Origin of the sequence: Vibrio sp. 10N.222.48.A3 (genome assembly GCF_041475345.1) — a bacterium.
GTDB lineage: Bacteria > Pseudomonadota > Gammaproteobacteria > Enterobacterales > Vibrionaceae > Vibrio > Vibrio tasmaniensis_A.
This window is the reverse complement of record NZ_JBFRVX010000035.1, coordinates 1-16,647: the sequence shown is the minus strand read 5'-3', so window position 1 is coordinate 16,647 and position 16,647 is coordinate 1. Positions and strand designations below refer to the sequence as shown.

The following is a 16,647-nucleotide window of genomic DNA, read 5'->3' as shown; positions in this document are numbered from 1 at the left end:
GCCACGGTATCGACGGTACTAGCCCATCCTTTCTCCATCGTGTTGTTTTGCTCGGGTGTCAGTTCTGGTTGTTGGGTTGGGGTGGTGGTTTCATGCGCTTTCTCCATTGTTGCCACAATCTTCGCCGTGTCACCATCGAGTCCCGCCATGGTGGTGAACTCTTCAGTGCGTGTGTAGTCTTGCCATTGCTCTTTCGCCTCGGCAATATCTTCCGGTTGGTAAGCGGTCATTAGGCGTTGGACGTCTGGTTGGTTTAATCCTATGTCTTTTTCCAAGTAATTCTGGAAGCCTTGAATCGCGTTGGCCGTAAAGCTGGCACTGCCAGAGTTTAGGCGCGTTTGAGTATTCGAGAGGGCGTTCAAGTCCGATTGGCTTTGCATGGCACTTACACCAAGAGACTTGGTGTTGCTGGCATTAATTGCAAAATCATGCGCAAACTGCTCAACCGACGTTCGGGTGTCTTTATTGTCCACCTGCGTGCCGGCACTGGTCACGGCATTGGCCCCTTCGGTGTATTGCTGCGTGGCTTGCTCAAGCTGCTGCTTTTGCTCGGCATTCATATTGCTGTAAGCCGTACGCTCATCATCAGACCATTTCACGCCGCCACTGGCGCCCAAATTGAATGGCGATGCCCCTTTGCCTGTTCCTAGGCCACCCTCGAAGCCGCCATAGACACTTTGCAGGTAAGCTTTTGATTGGTCTATCGTCCAACCCGTTTGTTGAATCACGCTGTCAACCGCCGTTTGCATGTCATTCATACCTTGGCTGACTTGAGTATTAAAGCCACTGGTGCTGCCTTCACCGTAAGCCAGGTTTTTACCCACACTATCATGCCAGCGGTCGCTCAGTGCCGCGCCTCCTTGGAGGGTTTGAGCCAGTTGGGTGCTAGTTTGAGCAAGGTTTTGCTGCGTTTGGCTGCGGGCATTCGCCACACTCTCTTGCAGCATGCTTTGCGTGTTGGCGCTGATGTTGCCGCGACTGGTGATTTGTGAGCTGTCGTAGGTGGTGCGCCCATCTCCGTGTTGTGTGGTCACCGAGCCGTCTGGGTTTTGGGTGTAGCTGTGACCTTGGTTGGCGAGGGTATTGGTATCAAACTTATTGGCATGGGTGTTGTTCATGCTGTGGTTGTCAATCTGCATACTGCCAAAATCCAGATTACCCGTGGACGCTGCAGCGCTCGCTCTGGCATTGGTCGAGTTAATCATGCTCGAGAGCTGGTAGTTCATGCTCGACATGACTTCTTGACCGCCTTTTAAAATGCCTTTGGCTATCATAGGGACGCCTATCATCAATATACCCGTGATCCAGGCGAAGCGGCTGTGAAGCTCATCCGCGGCATTCGCGTTGGAAAGCACTAGCCCCCCGAACTTACCCGAGACATCCGTAGACAGAGATTCCAGTCCCCAAAGCTGAAAGCCGTTGATGATGGCAAACAAGGCTGGCCAGGTGGCCAAAAAGGCAAACGTCCCAAAATAGTTTTTTAACACCATCATGGTCAAGCCAGGAATGACCGCGGCCCCGGCCACAAAGAAGCCTAGGCACGCGAACAACATAAACATCATGGTATGGAGCATCGGCAAGTATTCTCTTGCCATCAAACCTAATGACGCCCACATTGAGGTGGTTTGCAGTTTATTGGTGGTATAAGCGTAATTGAGCGCAGCTTGCGTTGGGTCGAGGCTATCAAGGTTGTAGCGTAGCTCGTTCATCAGCATGTTTTGTTTGATGGTGCTGGACGCGCTGGTACTCATTCTAAAAAATTTGTCGTAGCTGCGGGTGAGTGACTGCACCACTTGCGGCTTATAACGGTCCGCGTCTTTGCCAAGCAATTGATGCGCTAACAAGCTCATGTTTTTATTGGCGGCATCATCAAAGCGCTGCTTGATGATAGGGTAAGCTTCTTCACATCGCTTGTAGGTGCTTCGGCCGCCGCCTTCATCAAGATAAAGGGCGCGCAACGGGCTTTGCCTAACGCCGTCTAAAAAGGCAAAAATATCAGGGGCGGTAAAGAGTTCATCCCAGGTGTATTTCCCATTGATTCTCACATCCCCAATCATGCAGTTATGAAAGTAGTCTCGCCAGAGTTTTTGCAGCGCCAGCTCATTAATCCTGGATTGTCTTGAGAGCTGATACAGCTCCGAGCCAAACAACATCCCAGTACGACCATAACGCTCATCGTCGGAGGTGGTGAAAATGCCTTCCACACCTTCGGCCATCCCCACCATGATAGAAGAGAAAAAGTAAGTAGGCACGGCCACGAGGTAAGGGACATTATCCACCTTGTAAGCCTTACCCGGTTGCGTCTTATCAATGATGAGCATGTCGGCTTTCATGTTGATAAGAAACAGGGGTACGGCAAAGAACACCACCATCCATTTGATGAGGTCTTTGGGGTTACGTGACAGCATGAAGATAAACAAACTGGTGATAAGCCCCAGCATCATGCACATCTGTAAGTAATCCCCAAAGGTATTGGTTCTAAAAAAAGTGGCCAGCGCATTAAAGGCTTTGTTGACCACTTCGCCGGAAGTGTAAGTGTAATATTCGAGTATCATAGGTCAGTTCCCATAAGCCGAGGTAGGTTTGGTGGTCGTGCTGATTTCTTTTGTGCTTTGCTGCGTGGTCTTTCTTTGCGAGTCAATCAGTTGATTGCGGTTGTTGAGCGCCTCAATGGCGTTCTCAGCCAGCCCCGCGGTAAAGCGTTTGGCGTTATCGATATCACGAGTGATGAGGGCGATGTCATCCTGGCTGTTGTTGGTGTTGGCCAAGGATTGGCGGGCAACATTTAACATGCTCACGAGGTACTGATTAAGCAGCTCCACCGCTATCATTCGCGAGTAGTTGCTGGTATCGGGGGTTTGATTGGCGGATAAGTCGTCAATAAAGAACTTGAGTACCGGCGTTTGAATCAGCTCCAGAAAACCCTCTTGTTGACGCGTGAGTCTTTGGTCGGTGGCTATCTTTTGCAGTATCGATTCCAGTTGTTTGCGTATCTGGTTTTGTATGCCGTTAGTTTGACTTATGGATAAGTTATTGCGCTTGGTAATGGTAATGCACGCATCTGGGCCTGTTTTGCGACACTGATAAACGTCAGCCTTGCCCCCTTCGAGCAGCACGTTGACGAGGTTGTTGTTGTCGGTCAAAAGGCTAGGGTAATAACGCGGATTGCCGTCTTTGTCGTACACGTAAGAGCCTGACAAACTCATCATGAATTGCGCTAGATTTTTGTCGGAGGACAAAAAAGCGTTATTCATGATCGCAGACCAGACCACGTTGTGATTGGTTTGGGTCATGTCTTTCAGGGCTGGATCCTTTTTGGCGTCCTTTAGCTGACCCGCTGCTTTGCCTCCTGCGCCACATTCCTGCTGCCCTTGAACCCAATCTGAGAAGGCGTTGTTTTGTGTCCCAAGCGTCGCGCAGACATGCTTTTTGGTAGCAGGAGCGGCAAAGGCGGCCAGTCCACCGATGGACGCTTGCGCGGCTTCACAAGAGTTCACCGATTGATTGAGATATTTGTCGAGCCTGGCTTGGAGATTATCCAGGTTTTGCTTGAGCTGCGGTGCCCAGGTTTGCAGGGCTAAGTTGACAATAAAAGGAGGGGCATTATGAATAATGGCTTTGCCCAGTTTCACCAGTTGGTCTGAGCTGATGTGTGAAAATCCCCCCATAAACATATCAATGCCAGTGCACCCGGTACTGATGGAGGGGACAGTGACGCTGACCAACTGTGCATCGACAATTTGATTACGCACAAACAAACTGCCACCGGTGTAGTAGTTGGCCGATTGCCCTTGGTAAGCCGTCGGGGTTGAGACGTTGGCGTTGTACCCTGAGTTATCAAAAAAGCGGGCCAGCGAGTGGTTGGTGTCGGCGTGACTTACGCCTGATAAGCTGATGAGAAATAAAGGAATAACTCGCTTATTCACCGCAACGGTGGACAAGTGGTGGAAAAGTGAGCGCTTCATTGGAGAGCCTCCTGCACTCGCGGATCGTTAAGGGCGTTCTGAATGCTTTGGGCAAGCGTGCTTTCTGGTACGTCTCCAATGCTCAGACGTGAGAACTTACGGCTGTTCACGTTCATTAAGAAGGTCGCAGGCATGACCGTTTTTCCCTGGCCTGGGAAAAAGGTCTTGCCTATCTCTGGTGTGACAGGAATAGGGACCTCAAACCCTGGAAGGCCCGGCCCATCAACAGAGAAGGCGTAAACCGGCAATTGAAATCGCTCGCCAAGACGAGTGATTTTAGGGGCGGTCTTATGGCAGTACGGGCAGGTGCTTTCAAAAAAGAACACTAGGGCATATTGGTTTTGCATGGCAGCGTGTGCGCTGGCGGCATGAATCAAAAAAGCAAGCACAAGGGTACGAAGAAATGGCATAGCGCCTCCTTACGTTTGGGTGGTTTTACATGGATTGAGTGGCTTTAAAAATCCGATTGCTCAAAGTGGGTGGCGACGTTGTAAAAGCGCCCAATTAAATCATTTTGGCTTATCCAGCCGTACGCCAGTGGCTTCATCTCTCCAGTGCTTGGATGCACCAAAATCAAGGCGGGCGTAAAAGGCACCGTGACTTTTCCCTGGTTGTGGCGGTTTTCTTTGAGGTGAGTGATGAAGGTTTCATCATTACTGATCCCAAGGAGCTCAAAATGGTATTGGTCAGCAAACGCTTGAATGGACGGGGCGAGTTGCTGGCTTAGCGCATCTTTTCCTTCATAAACAAAGAAAAAGCCCCATCCGTCTTGTTTCATCTTTTCAACCGCGTCGGTCTTCTTCTTATCCTCCAGTGCTAAATACACCTGTCTTGCCGCTTGCTCTGTCGGATGGTCTTTGGTGTAAGAGAACTCAGGTCTTTCGAGCAGCAGCGCTTTAAAGGTCATGCCTAATTGGTCGGTTTGGTCCGTGATAAAATGATTTAACGCTAAAAACTTCGCGAGCTTGTCTTTATCTTTGGGATGAATGGCCGCGTCGTTTTGCGCTTCAATATGCACAGAGTGAAACCAGGCCATCTGTTCGGTCGCCGATAACGTTTTAGGGCTTGATACGGTGGTTTGAGTGTTGCTTGGTAGCGGCTTAGGTTTGGGCGTTACGGGCATTGCCTTTGGCTCGTTGTACCAGCGCCACCCAGGAGGGGTTTCTTGAGCAAGAGCTGGATGGAGGTGAGTCAGCAGCGCTAGGGTAATGACGCAAAGCAGAGGTTTTTTCATCATCATAGACCTTGATTCCGTGGAGGCGGTTATCCGCCCGTGGCACTTTGAAGTCGTTTCTTGATTTCATCAAAGTTGGGGAGGTTGGTGTTGGCACGCATTTCCGGGTAGAACTCTTTAAAATCAATGTATTCAAAATTGATTTGACCCAGTTCTTCGGGCGTAATAGCGGCGCAGGTGGGATTTTTAGCACTGCCTAACCGTTTACCCAGTTGCTGAAGAGACCCTTGCTCTTGGATGATTTTGGCCAGCTTGTTGTCGTAAACGCAGTAACTGCGCTTTTTACGGGTGCAGACACCCAGCACTTTCTTGGCGCAGTATTGCCCCACGTACAGGGTTAAGCCTTTCTCTTTGGCTTCCCCCAGCGCTTCTTCCGCTTCGCTGCATTTCGCTCCCAATCCTTGCCCCCATCCTGAGTCTTTACAACAATCGTTGAAGCCCGCGAGTTTCTTACTGCATTTCATCGGCTTTCCCGTGAATATTTTGGGTGGGTCGCCGATGTCTTTCACGGCTTCGGCAAGCCCTGCCAGTGCCGCAACGGACTTATCAAAATTGTTATTCAATTTGGGCGCCTCCTCGTAACACTCCCCGTCAAGACAGAAGGAGTGCTCCCCACATTGCAGATCAGTGGCTCGGCATGTCTTCTCAACACAACGCTTTGTGACCTCTTGCTCGATGCACACCCCATTTTGCTTAAGGCTGCAATGTTGAGTTTGAGTCGTACAGTCTTTCGGGAGGTTTGCGCAGGTATTAGGGCGGTCACAATGATGGTCTATCCGATATTTCCAACAATTGAGCGTGGTGGGAATACCATTAATGGTGCGGGTGGCTCGACCTTCAATGCATTGCTGATGAGTGACATTGCACGAGTTCATCAGGCGGCATTGTGTTCGCCAGGTCATGGTGTTCTTGATGCAGTTCCCGCCGGATAAGGTGAACCCGTTTGAGCAGCTTAGCGTGGCTTTTTTCGTTTGTGTGGTGGGTCGACAAATCTCGTAGCGTTTATCCCAGTGTTCGCTCGCTTGCCAATTAACGTGATAGGTCTGTTTTAACTCGCCAAGCGTGTAGCCTTGGTTGGGATAGACACTCTTACCGCCCCATAAATACATGGTTCCTGACGATGAGAAAATGCCATCACCTCTCGTTTGCCTCACATAATGTTTATTATTGTATCGGCATTGTGGGAAGGGGCGTTGGCAATCAATCCCTTGTTTTGTCCAGCCGGATGGACAACGGTAGCTCACCTTGCTGGTGACCACGGAGGCGACAGGGACTTTGTCACACGGGACCGGGTTGTGAGTCGGTCGGTGACATTGTTTTGTGATGTTATCGATGACGCATTGGGAGCCGCTCTCACAATCCACATAGGCATTTGAGAGACCATGAGTGATTTCAAAAGCATTCTCTTGGCCAAGTAAGGCAAAGCGCATCGCCGGGTCGTCTTTAATATCGGGTCGACCTTTATTGAAGTTCGCGTTGATGTCTTGAGCCAATCCATTGGTCACAAACTCTGTCCCTTTTTGTGCATTGATCTCACTGTCTGACAGTGTGGATTCTTTTGGACTGCGGATCTCTTTTCGACACGTGGCGTCTTTGCAATAGTCATCGACATTGAGCGGAAGCGCATGAGGCGTGAGAGCTTGGCTTGCCGTTTGTTTCGCCCAATTGGCGCTCTCGGTAAAGGTGTGTTGTTCGCTGGCAAGAGCGAGAGTAGATAAAAAACTGAGCGTGAGCGCAGCCCAGAGGTCAATGCGCATAAGGAGCACCTCATCAAAAGTTGGGGTGAGAGAGGGTTATTGGGCATAGAGCGTGCGCAACAGTGGATGAATGTTTTGCTGCGCATCCCCGGCCGCGAGGTAATCCAGAGCTTGGTAAAGTGAAATGTTGCCGTAAAGGATGTCGTAGTCACTGGCTTTGCAAGGCTGCTTAGGTAAGCAGCGGTTTTGTTTGACCGAAACAAAGGCCGGTACGCGATGAATATCAAATTGCTTAAACCAATCAGGGCTGATGGAAAAGCCGCTTTGAATGGGCGCCTTATTGGGGGAGCGTATCAAGGCCTCGATCCGCTTGGCCGTGGCCGGAAAACCTTCAGGTAAGACACCGCGTATCACCAGTGGCACGCCTAAGTGCTCACTTTGCATCAGAAGCTGCTTGAGCGCGGTCTTGGGCATGGTGAGTGACACAAACACCATTACCCCTTTTGGGGCTTGGTCAGGGTGGCGCGTGGGCTTTTGTCGCCCCAATAAGGGGGACAGGCTCTCATCTTTTATCAAATCTTGAACATTGCGGCTGAGAGTCAGCGCTTCTTCTCGATAAGCCTGGGCTTTATTTTGTATGTCGTCAGTGGACCCCGCCTTCGAAGCCTCCGGTTGTTGAGTCATTTCTTGCTCAAGCTTGGCAAAGGCTTTGAGCTCTTGCTCAGTGTAAGCCTGGGTGGGTAACGCAATAAAAAAACACAGAAAAACAAGTGAGCGTCCAAAGGCGCTCTCAAAAGATGGAATGGTCATAGTAGCCCCTTAATTATGGCCGCTGAAAGGGTGGGTAGAGGGTGTGAGCGTTTTGGAAGCTGATTGACAGCACCTTACGAGCCTTGAGATCGCGACAAAACGAGAAGCAAAACTGCGAGAGCGGGAAACAGCAGTAAATGTGCTTGTTGTTGGCGAGCTCTGTTTTTAAAAAATCGGTAAGGGAGTCAGGGTGACTGGCAATAAATAGGTCCGTTTCATTTTTGTGGGGAAGAATGGGCATCATCGCGTCACCTTATAAAAAGACACAGTTGCGCTTTCGCCATTGTACAAAACCAAAGTTATCCCCTGTCACCGGGTTGTCATGGCCGGCTTCCCAGAGTGTGGTTGTCGTGGTGTACGGGTGACACCAGGCGGCATCGGGAATAGGCCCCGACATTTGATACCGATAACGAGATTTTGGCAAAATAGGATCGGGATATTGATAACAAATCGCGCCATCTTCGCCGCGCGTCTCCCAGATGATCCCTTGCCGGTGCAGTTTGTAGTTCAGCTTTTCCATCAAGAGTGTCGCCGCCTGGATGGGCGTGTCTCGATAGTTGGTGGTGCCGGTGAGCGGATAGGCACTGCCCTGTGAGCCTAAACACCAAAATAACGCATCAATAGGTAAGGCAGTATTAGTGGAGGTCAACAGGGCTTCGGGCACGCAAGCAAGCTGCGCAACCAAGTTACCAAACAGTAACGCTTCGGGATTGAGAATGAGGGATAACTCATCGTCGTCCCAAAGTGGGTCAATTTCCGTCATGTAGGCCACATCAAAAACGTCCGTGGCCATGCAGGCGGTGGATTGCATCAGTTGCAGCCAATAAATGACGGGGTACTTATACCAATGGGCGTGATAAAAGCCTCCGTCACTGCTGTCACTCTCACGGGCGGTCACGCGCCCACCGATACGCTGAGTGTTAGCGCCGGACATTTGCACGCCCATGTTCACCATACAGTAAGGGACGCGCGTGATATCGGTTAAGGCATAAGGCTCCCAATAGCCAATGTTGATGCCTATTTGCACAAAGATAGGCGGCGGTTTAGGGCAATAAGAGATAGGCAGTGTGGGATTGGGCGTATCGGGGTACTTAGAGGGCATGACGGTGGCTGAGCCTATCGTCATCGGAAACAAGCAATCCCAACAAATATCGGTCATGGGGTTAATAAAACGGCTTTTACACGCCGCACTGGCTGCTAGGGTTGATGGGGCAATAAAAACCAATAGGCAGCACAACAGTAAACGAAAGTGTCGTTGTGTCATGGGGTGTCCTTTTTCCACGCCGAGCGTGGTACTCCTTTTGTCTCGACAAGAGGCTTCGCCCCATTATCGCCGCCAAAAGCGAGCTTGGTTAAGAGAAAAAAGCGTCATACTGGAAGCATGATCAAGGGAGGTGCGCACTTCCAATGCGATGTCATTGTTATTGCTCTATCGCCAAGGGGTGCAAACCCGATACGTTCACCTCATCGATGCGCCAGCGCGTGCCTTCTTGGTAGGCAATCGCTGGGACGTGAGTAATGTTAAGCGATTGGGTTAAGTGGCCTTGCTGCGCAAAATACATTCTTGCGTCCAATAAGGTCGCCATTTTATTCGGGCTGCCTCCTGTCAGTACCCACTTGATTGGCTTGGCGTTTTGATACTCGCTAGCGAACCTTCGTTGCTGCGCGTCTCTGGCATCAAAAAAGACCAGCACCTTACTTAACTCAAATCGTGGTAGAACGTTTTGACCGTCGACCTTTGGCCAAGTGCGGGTATCAAAGGGGTTCACTCTGGTGCCCGCTTTGGCAATCACGGCTCCTGTAGTGGGGGCGATAATGTCTTTAGGGAGGGTGATGCTTGGGTCAACGTAAAAGGTGCGGGGGTTGATCGTGGTGGTTAAGCCTGCAACGGGCGGTGGGTTTGCAATGCTTTGCTTGGCGCGCTCCGTGAACTCGTTTTGCATGTCCGCTAATTGACCACTGGCCTCAAACCCTTTCAGTCTTTGGTCAATCCACTCCAGCATGTCAATCTCACCGATGGGGAAGATAGGGGCCACTTGGCCCAAGTTCTTTCCAGCGGCATTTGTCGTTGCCAGTCCAGCGACCAAAAGAAAAAGGGGGGATTTAAGCGCTCGCCCCAATGGCTTGATTAAAGGCGTCAATGTCTTTGCCATAAAAGTGCCTGGAGGTTTGCTCAATGGCGCGCTCCAGTGAGTGGCCTTGTTTATAAAGATTTTCACAATACTCAAACTCCTTAGGCTCGGTTGAGAACATGGCGCGTTTCACCGGAGAGGCGAAAAAGCGGTGATAGGTGACATGGCCACCCGCTTTGATGCGCGCACTGCTGTATCCCGCTTCGGCAGACGGAGCGAAACTTTTAATGAGGCGCTGCTCAAACGGTGAGAAGGCATCCGGGTTTTGGATCAGATACTCATCAAACCCTTCCCCTTGACGAAGAATGATGTGGATATCGGAGTTGTTGTAGCAGGCTTTGGCTTCCTCGTTGCTAAAGAAGTCTTCAATCCCTTGAGTCACTGTACAAAAAGCGCCGCCGAACTTACGGGCGGTGCGATAACCGGTGTTGATGAACTCCCTCGCTTGCTCGTTTGCCCCAGAGAGGAGGCTCCAGGCTTCTTCAATGATGCACAGCTTTGGGGTAGAGCGAGAGCCAGCCAGGTACATCTGCTGGTTAATCGACACCATCAACGCAAAAATCACGGGTCTGAGCACAGCAGGCGGAAACCCATCCAGCTCCAGCGTGGTGATTTCCACACTGGGGTCGAGCATGGAGGGCTTGTTGAACACATCTTTGTACATGCCGTCGGTGCAGAACTTTTTCAGTTGCACCGCAATGTCTTTGATGCGTCGGTCGCTTTCTTCTCCAGCAATCTCAATCAAGGCGTCTCTGACATCATCCACCAAGGCTTGATTACCTTTACGCTCCCATGCCGTCACTATCGCATCGCCTAAGACGCTTTGTTGAAACGCCGTCAGTGGGACGTAGGGTGACGCGATGGTGGCAAACAACGCCGTGATATTATCGAGCGCTTCCATCATGGGGTCGACCGGTCTACCGTCATCATCCACAAACTCAAACTCAGCACTTTGCATGGCGCCTAAATGCGTGAAGGGATTTAAGAAGATGTTGGCGTGCGTCATGTACGTCCCCCCAAGGCTGAGCGTCAATTTTTTATAGCTGGCCCCTTTATCGAGGATCCACACTTTACCGCCCATGGCGTAAACCGTTTCGGCAATCTCTTGAACCAGAAAGCTTTTCCCTGCGCCTGAGCCGCCAGTCAGTGCGATATTTTGGTTATCACTGCCACAGGTGAAAGGGTTAAAGAAAGAAATTTGCTGGCGCATCGTGGGCAGCAATACGCCGCCTTTTAACTGACAAAAATCCATGATGAGAGGGAAGAGGTTCACCAGATTAGAGCTTTTTAACGTGCGAACTCGGCCGGCTTTTTTACAATCGCCCCACAACCCTTCGCTCATCATAAAAGGCAACGTTGAAAGCAGCGCTTGCGGCTGATTCATTTTCAGGGGAATGATATCAAGGCCAGCATGGCTGAATGACTCCTTCGCCGCTTGGGTGTCTTTTTTCTGGTGGGTCTTATCGGTAAACAGGGAGACCGTGAGGACCATAGACGCAATGGTAAACTCTTTAGACAACAGACCTTTTTGTAGGGCTTTTCGCTCTTTGAGCTCATCTTCCGCTGTTGGAGCCAGCAGCGCCATTTGGCTGTTCACCGTCTTGGTTAAGTCTTTTATCTTATTATCGTTATCCGCATTTTGCTTACCGGTTGGCTCATTACGAAAGCTCAACGTGACGCGGTGAGGGCAAGTGATATTACGAGAAACGTTGCGAAGAGAAGAAAAGGCCTCAGGTAAGGCGTACAAGCGATAATCCCCAGGCAGACGAGAAAGTCCCAAATTGACCAGCCGTGTGCGCACCTCCTCCCCTTGGTCATTGGTATGACGGGTGGCGATATGGCCACGATGCGTTAACGCTTCGGTATCGGGAGAGAGGGCTTGCAGGTTCAAAGGCTCTAACGGGTTGTAGCCTTTTTCCTTTGGCCGGTCTTGTCGTTTATCAAAGTTTAAGATATCACTCACATCGGTCAGCAACATCTCAGGCGTGACGGGCAGTAAATCAAAACCAAGCTGCGCCAGTCCTGTCTCTAGAGTCATTCGCGCATCAAGCAGCTCTTGTGGGTCTTTTTCCGTGGTGGAGACAAAAAAGAACGCGTCGTAATCGCGCAAATCAAAGCGATTGTTTTTTTGTCGGTGTAAAAAACCGTGCTGCGCGGCGTAGTGGGCGTAAATGGCGTCATCGTTAGCCAGCTTCTGGCAGATACCGCCTCGCTGACTGAGTAGAGCTTGGTTTCCTTCGAGATAGTGCGCCACTCGGTTGTGACCAAACAGCTGCACTTGATAGTCCCATTTATCCCCTGCAGGCAAATCCCCCATGAGGTGGCTTAACGACTGAATTAAATCGTCGTTAGCGCCCCCAAGGACACTGATTTTAAAGCCAAAACCGCGAGAGTGGGTATTGTCGAACACCCGCTCAATGGGATCGTAGTCTCGATACGGCAGTTCATGGTGAAGGTGGTTCTGGGCTTGCTTGGCCTCTTGAAATAAGGCGGATAAGCCACTGCGTGAGGTGGAAAACATGGGGGGACCCCTTTTTCTATTTTTTACCAAAACAAAGACAATGGCCAACTGACACTTTGCATTGCTTCATCACTGAGTTGAAGGCGGTGAGCAAGCTCACGATGCCCTTTTTTTTGTAAGCATTCGTATAGGCTGAGTTTGAGTGGAGAAAGGCGCGTCTCTGAAGCGATCTCTTTTTCGATTTTAATGTTAGGGTGCACGGCACAATCTTGGACCGCTTGATGGAGCGCCCCCTTATCTAGAGAGGGCTGAGACTCGATGTAGCGCGCCACAACGTGATCTCTGGCGTCATCGTGCGAGGTGATAAACTGCGCCACTTGTGCCAAGGCGCTGCTCAGTAATGCGCCCCATAATATCGCGCCCGTGATAACAATGATTTTTAAGGTTCGTTTCATTATTTTTTCCTAATCAATCTTTCCAAATCGCGCGCGCAGGGCGCCCAGACCAACGGCTATCGTCTAAGACAAAGTAAACATCCATCGTATCGATGTAGTGATTGTCTTTGTCGATGAAAGGGAAGACGGTGAGTTTTTTAACGTCTTCTTGGCTTCGCTCTGGCTCCCCCTCTCGATTGCGCCTTGGCAGTAAGGTAAAGGCGGAAGGTGGGGCGAGACGCGCTTGAGAAGAGACCGTGGCGTTACCACTGCCTCCGGTATAACCGTATACGTTGTCTCGAACTTCGTTCATGGTGACGCAACCTGAAACGCCGCCGACCTGATCGCAACTGTATTCGCTCTCAAAGCCCGCGCTACAACCGGTCAGACCTAAGAGTATCGATAGTGAAAACAAAGCGTGCCTATTCATGGTGATTCCTCACGCCCAAAGCCCACGCGGCTTAACCCTTGTTGGGTGATTTTTTGCGCTAAAGGGTTGATGGGGGCGGTTTGAGTGGTTGGTGGAAGAGAGGGGGTGTTGGTAATGACATCTAACAGTTGATTGCTGTTGGAGACTTGCTCACGCTGCTCATTCATACGCGTTTCGTATTCATCGGCCAGCAATGGATCTAATGGAAAGCCTTCCAAAAAGACAATATTGACGATGGCACCAGGATTGACTTCCACTATCGGATGATAGAGTTCGGCCAGTTTGATGTAGTAGTCCGCCAATTTGCTGCCAACGCTCTCCGTGGCGCCGCCAAGCAGATTCAAGCCAATTTTATCGCTGTTGATGCTTTGACTTGGGCCGAGCGCCGTCGGTGTCGTGGTTTGTGCCAGCGCTTTACCTGCATCCCCTACGCCTTGCAAGATCCCCGCAATGCCGGCCATTTGAACGATCTTACCGTTTTTCAAAATGGTGGTACCGCGAATACCATTGCGACCAAAGTTAAACACGGTCGCATTGACGGGGATATCGAGAATATCGCCATTGGGTTGTATGCAGCTCATTCTACTGGTGCGAGCGACGCCGCGGCTGGATGAGATCTCACCGTAGACGGCGCCGGTGATCGTGCAATCCTTCAATTTAGAGGCCTGACCGTTGGGTAAGACCCCCTGATTGACTGTCTGAAAGACAATCGGTGAGGTATCCCCTTGTCCAGAGACGCCCCCATTAGCATCAGCGCCGCCGGTAATTACGGCGGTCACAAAGGTGCCGGTTGGCACGTAGTTATCGGTCGTGCGACGGGATTGTTTCTCCTCGACACTGGCTTGCCAGTGAAATTCAAAGCTATCAAAGGCATCACCACTAAAGGCCACATCATCTTGCTCTTGGTACTGGAACTCATTCACCTTGGCGTTATCCATGTTGCTATTAATGGCCGGTCTTGGGGGCAGTTTGTATTGGCCAAAGGTGTCTCCCTGGTTGGTCTCGATGCCGTGTTGAGTCGAAGGATCGCCTGCCTTGAGGGTTGAGGCTAATTGCGTCTCAAGCTGCGCCTTGAGCGCGTCAACTTCATCGAGCTTTTGTTGCATCTGCTGCTCAAGCTCTGTCAGTTGCGATTTTGTATCGCGCTCATTGGCCTTTTTAATGTTCTCTAACTCAGAGGTTAAGCTTTGTCCAAAGCGACTTAATGTGCCTTCAAACCGCGCTAAGCTTTGTTCTATTTGGTTGATTTTGTCTTGTTGAAACGTCAGGGCGGACTGGTTGTCTTTGTCGGTAAAATCATCGGTGACGACAGCGCCAAATCCGACATCTTGAATGCCCTTGCTTGGCGCTTGGGGAGACAGTGTTAACCGCCAAACAACAAAAGCCAGGGCGGTCAATATCAGCAATACCGTGAGCGTAATGGTGCGATTGCGCTTTCTTGTCACGGCATTGATCGTGCCGCCGTCTTCAAAGTCCCCGTCGGTGTCTTTGAAGACGCGTTTCTTAAAACGGCCCAAGGCGTCTTTTTGTTTATCGAGCATGGGTGGCGCCTCCTCCAGTAATGAGATAGAGCGTGGTAGTTTGCCCAGGTTTTAATTGATAGGCATCGAGCGCGGCTGAGCGTGCGGAATAGCTGTAGAACTGCGCGGTGGTCAGCGCCATGTCACTGCGGCTTTGATTTTTGAGCTGATAAACCACCCCAGAATAATGACGGCCCACGAAGACCGTTTGAGGGATGATGGCCAGTGACGCTTCATCTTTGGGTAAGGTTTTGGGGTCAACGTCGTGACGTTTAAAACCAGCAATGGGAGCGCCATCATGGACAAAACGTATCATGGCTTTGGTGAGCGCTGTCATGGCGGCGGGATAATCCGCCGCCTGCTCAATCGGGCTTTGCTGCTCTTTGTAATTTTGCGACCAAACAAACTCCGTGACCAAAGATGGTGTAGCTTTGGGGGTAATAAACAGCGCAAACAATCGCCCTTTCTCTGTCGTCAGGTGCGCGGTAAACGGTAAGGGAAGGTTAATTTTTAAGGTGATGGAGCCGGAAGCGTCTTTTTGGTTGCCCGTTGAGGTGCAAAACCCTTTCGGGCAGACGATCGAAATAATACGGTCATTGTTGACCAGTAAACGGTTCACGTTAATGGAAGAGAGTGACAAGGGGATCGTGTCGCCTTCGTCAAACTCATAGCTCACCATGGCGGCATTTTCAGCCAGGGCAAAAGAGGGGATGAAAAAGACCACCCAAAGCGCGATGGATAAAAAATAAGGGTGCCATTGCTGCGATGGGGTGAATGATTGCTCATAAAGATTCATCGGTGTTGACCTCGACTTCTTCAATGGAGAGTAAACCTATGACGCCTTGGTCATAGCTAAAGTTGACTTGATACCACTTCATCTCCGGATCTAGTGCGCGTTGGCCTACGTGCTTTTGGAGTTTCCCGTAGAGTTGTACTTGGAGAGTGTCGAGAGAAATTCGGACCAACTCGACAGAAAATTGGCTGCTGATGTTATCTTTTTTAACCACCGTGGCTTCTCGAAGCAGCTTAGGTTGAACGTTGTACCAGCTTGTCTCGTCTAAATATTCAAGTAACTGACCAAACTGACGTCCAACGCTTGCCGGCGTGATGTTGAGTTTCAGGTAGAGAAGATAATCCGCCATTTGCTCAAGATAAGGTTCATCGACCGCGCCATCCGAAACCGTAAAGGCTTGAGAGAGGGTGGGCGGGACTAGGGTTCGGCTTTGATGGGTAAGGGCTTGATAACTGGTGTAACCCAACACCAGGTTAGTGATAAGCATAACAAGAAAGCCTGCACTCAAAAAAAGATTGAGGAGGCTTTTGACGGCCAGCTTATCCCGTTTAACAAACGGATCCATGATGAAGGGTCTCCTTAGAAAATCCAGTAACGACGACAGGCTGAGGGGGTACGCTTAAAGAGGGTGGGATGGACAAAGGAAGCCCCCCACCAATAAAGTGACAAGGTAACTATGTTGTCACCGTATTGCGCTTTGATGTAACGTAATCCCCCAAACCAAGCCAGCGATAACGTCAGCCCTATCATTTCGTGTTTAAGCCAGAATGAGAGGCCAAAAATGCAGAGGGCAGGCACGAGTTCATCAACTGGGAACCCGAGCCAGCGACGACCTTTGTTCATGTGTTTTGGAATAGAAAAAAACTGATGAGGGTCTTCCATTGTGACTCCTTAGCCTAAGCCGACGAGTGGTGCTCCAACATTCCACAAGACTGAGCCGCCAATGAACCCGCCAACGGCCGCAAACCAGTTACGGCTCATCAGTCCAGTGACGACCGCCCCCGCAAGCCCAGTCCCCAGCATCGCGGTTTCAACCGCAGAGCCTTTGCCCGCCGAGTCTTTCATGGCTTGTTTACCTGACGCGAAGATATCGGCAGCCAGAGCGGGCTGAGTGATAAGAAGTGTCGAGACAGCAACGCCAAGCCCGACAAGGAGGGTGCGCTGGGTGCGT

Annotated in this window: 16 protein-coding genes; all 16 read right to left on the bottom strand. The window is 50.7% G+C overall.

Features of this window, described 5'->3' with window-relative positions; translation table 11 throughout:
* A partial coding sequence (locus tag AB4653_RS01450; RefSeq protein ID WP_102258044.1) for a conjugal transfer protein TraG N-terminal domain-containing protein occupies positions 1 to 2,555 on the bottom strand: 2,555 nt, incomplete at its 3' end.
* Between the two features lie 3 nt (positions 2,556 to 2,558).
* On the bottom strand, positions 2,559 to 3,965 hold the full coding sequence (locus AB4653_RS01445; RefSeq protein ID WP_136996205.1) for a conjugal transfer protein TraH: 1,407 nt from the start codon (positions 3,963 to 3,965) through the stop codon (positions 2,559 to 2,561).
* The gene (gene trbB, locus AB4653_RS01440; protein ID WP_016800100.1) at positions 3,962 to 4,375 is read right to left on the bottom strand and encodes a type-F conjugative transfer system pilin assembly thiol-disulfide isomerase TrbB; all 414 of its coding nucleotides are present in this window, start codon (positions 4,373 to 4,375) and stop codon (positions 3,962 to 3,964) included. The genes AB4653_RS01445 and trbB overlap by 4 nt, the downstream gene beginning before the upstream one ends.
* A 44-nt stretch (positions 4,376 to 4,419) precedes the next feature.
* Complete coding sequence (gene traF / locus AB4653_RS01435) at positions 4,420 to 5,205, bottom strand: type-F conjugative transfer system pilin assembly protein TraF (RefSeq protein WP_083717893.1); 786 nt, start codon at positions 5,203 to 5,205, stop codon at positions 4,420 to 4,422.
* A 23-nt stretch (positions 5,206 to 5,228) separates the two neighbouring features.
* Complete coding sequence (gene traN / locus AB4653_RS01430; RefSeq protein ID WP_372103139.1) at positions 5,229 to 6,956, bottom strand: type-F conjugative transfer system mating-pair stabilization protein TraN; 1,728 nt, start codon at positions 6,954 to 6,956, stop codon at positions 5,229 to 5,231.
* A 36-nt stretch (positions 6,957 to 6,992) separates the two neighbouring features.
* Complete coding sequence (trbC, locus tag AB4653_RS01425) at positions 6,993 to 7,706, bottom strand: type-F conjugative transfer system pilin assembly protein TrbC (protein WP_102258463.1); 714 nt, start codon at positions 7,704 to 7,706, stop codon at positions 6,993 to 6,995.
* A 253-nt stretch (positions 7,707 to 7,959) separates the two neighbouring features.
* Positions 7,960 to 8,970: a conjugal transfer pilus assembly protein TraU gene (traU, locus tag AB4653_RS01420; protein WP_017099757.1), complete on the bottom strand. Its 1,011-nt coding sequence runs from the start codon at positions 8,968 to 8,970 to the stop codon at positions 7,960 to 7,962.
* Between the two features lie 157 nt (positions 8,971 to 9,127).
* Positions 9,128 to 9,859 carry a type-F conjugative transfer system protein TraW gene (traW, locus tag AB4653_RS01415; RefSeq protein WP_102258460.1) on the bottom strand — a complete coding sequence of 244 codons (732 nt, stop codon included), beginning with the start codon at positions 9,857 to 9,859 and terminating at the stop codon, positions 9,128 to 9,130.
* Positions 9,810 to 12,359 carry a type IV secretion system protein TraC gene (gene traC, locus AB4653_RS01410; RefSeq protein WP_102488787.1) on the bottom strand — a complete coding sequence of 850 codons (2,550 nt, stop codon included), beginning with the start codon at positions 12,357 to 12,359 and terminating at the stop codon, positions 9,810 to 9,812. The genes traW and traC overlap by 50 nt, the downstream gene beginning before the upstream one ends.
* Positions 12,360 to 12,382: 23 nt before the next feature.
* Positions 12,383 to 12,754, bottom strand: coding sequence for a hypothetical protein (locus AB4653_RS01405; protein ID WP_017096872.1), 372 nt, complete (start codon positions 12,752 to 12,754; stop codon positions 12,383 to 12,385).
* A gap of 13 nt (positions 12,755 to 12,767) precedes the next feature.
* Entirely contained in the window at positions 12,768 to 13,163 is a 396-nt protein-coding gene (gene traV, locus AB4653_RS01400; RefSeq protein ID WP_016800093.1) for a type IV conjugative transfer system lipoprotein TraV, read from the bottom strand.
* A complete protein-coding gene (locus AB4653_RS01395) occupies positions 13,160 to 14,704 on the bottom strand; it encodes a TrbI/VirB10 family protein (protein ID WP_048666133.1) in 1,545 nt (514 codons plus the stop codon). The genes traV and AB4653_RS01395 overlap by 4 nt, the downstream gene beginning before the upstream one ends.
* Entirely contained in the window at positions 14,694 to 15,479 is a 786-nt protein-coding gene (gene traK / locus AB4653_RS01390; RefSeq protein ID WP_017096434.1) for a type-F conjugative transfer system secretin TraK, read from the bottom strand. The genes AB4653_RS01395 and traK overlap by 11 nt, the downstream gene beginning before the upstream one ends.
* Complete coding sequence (traE, locus tag AB4653_RS01385) at positions 15,466 to 16,041, bottom strand: type IV conjugative transfer system protein TraE (RefSeq protein WP_016800090.1); 576 nt, start codon at positions 16,039 to 16,041, stop codon at positions 15,466 to 15,468. Before traE ends, traK begins: the two co-directional genes overlap by 14 nt.
* 14 nt (positions 16,042 to 16,055) lie before the next feature.
* Positions 16,056 to 16,358 (bottom strand): type IV conjugative transfer system protein TraL, encoded by a 303-nt coding sequence (gene traL, locus AB4653_RS01380; protein ID WP_016800089.1) that lies wholly within the window; start codon positions 16,356 to 16,358, stop codon positions 16,056 to 16,058.
* A 9-nt stretch (positions 16,359 to 16,367) separates the two neighbouring features.
* On the bottom strand, positions 16,368 to 16,647 hold a 280-nt coding region (gene traA, locus AB4653_RS01375; RefSeq protein WP_017096435.1), incomplete at its 5' end, for a type IV conjugative transfer system pilin TraA.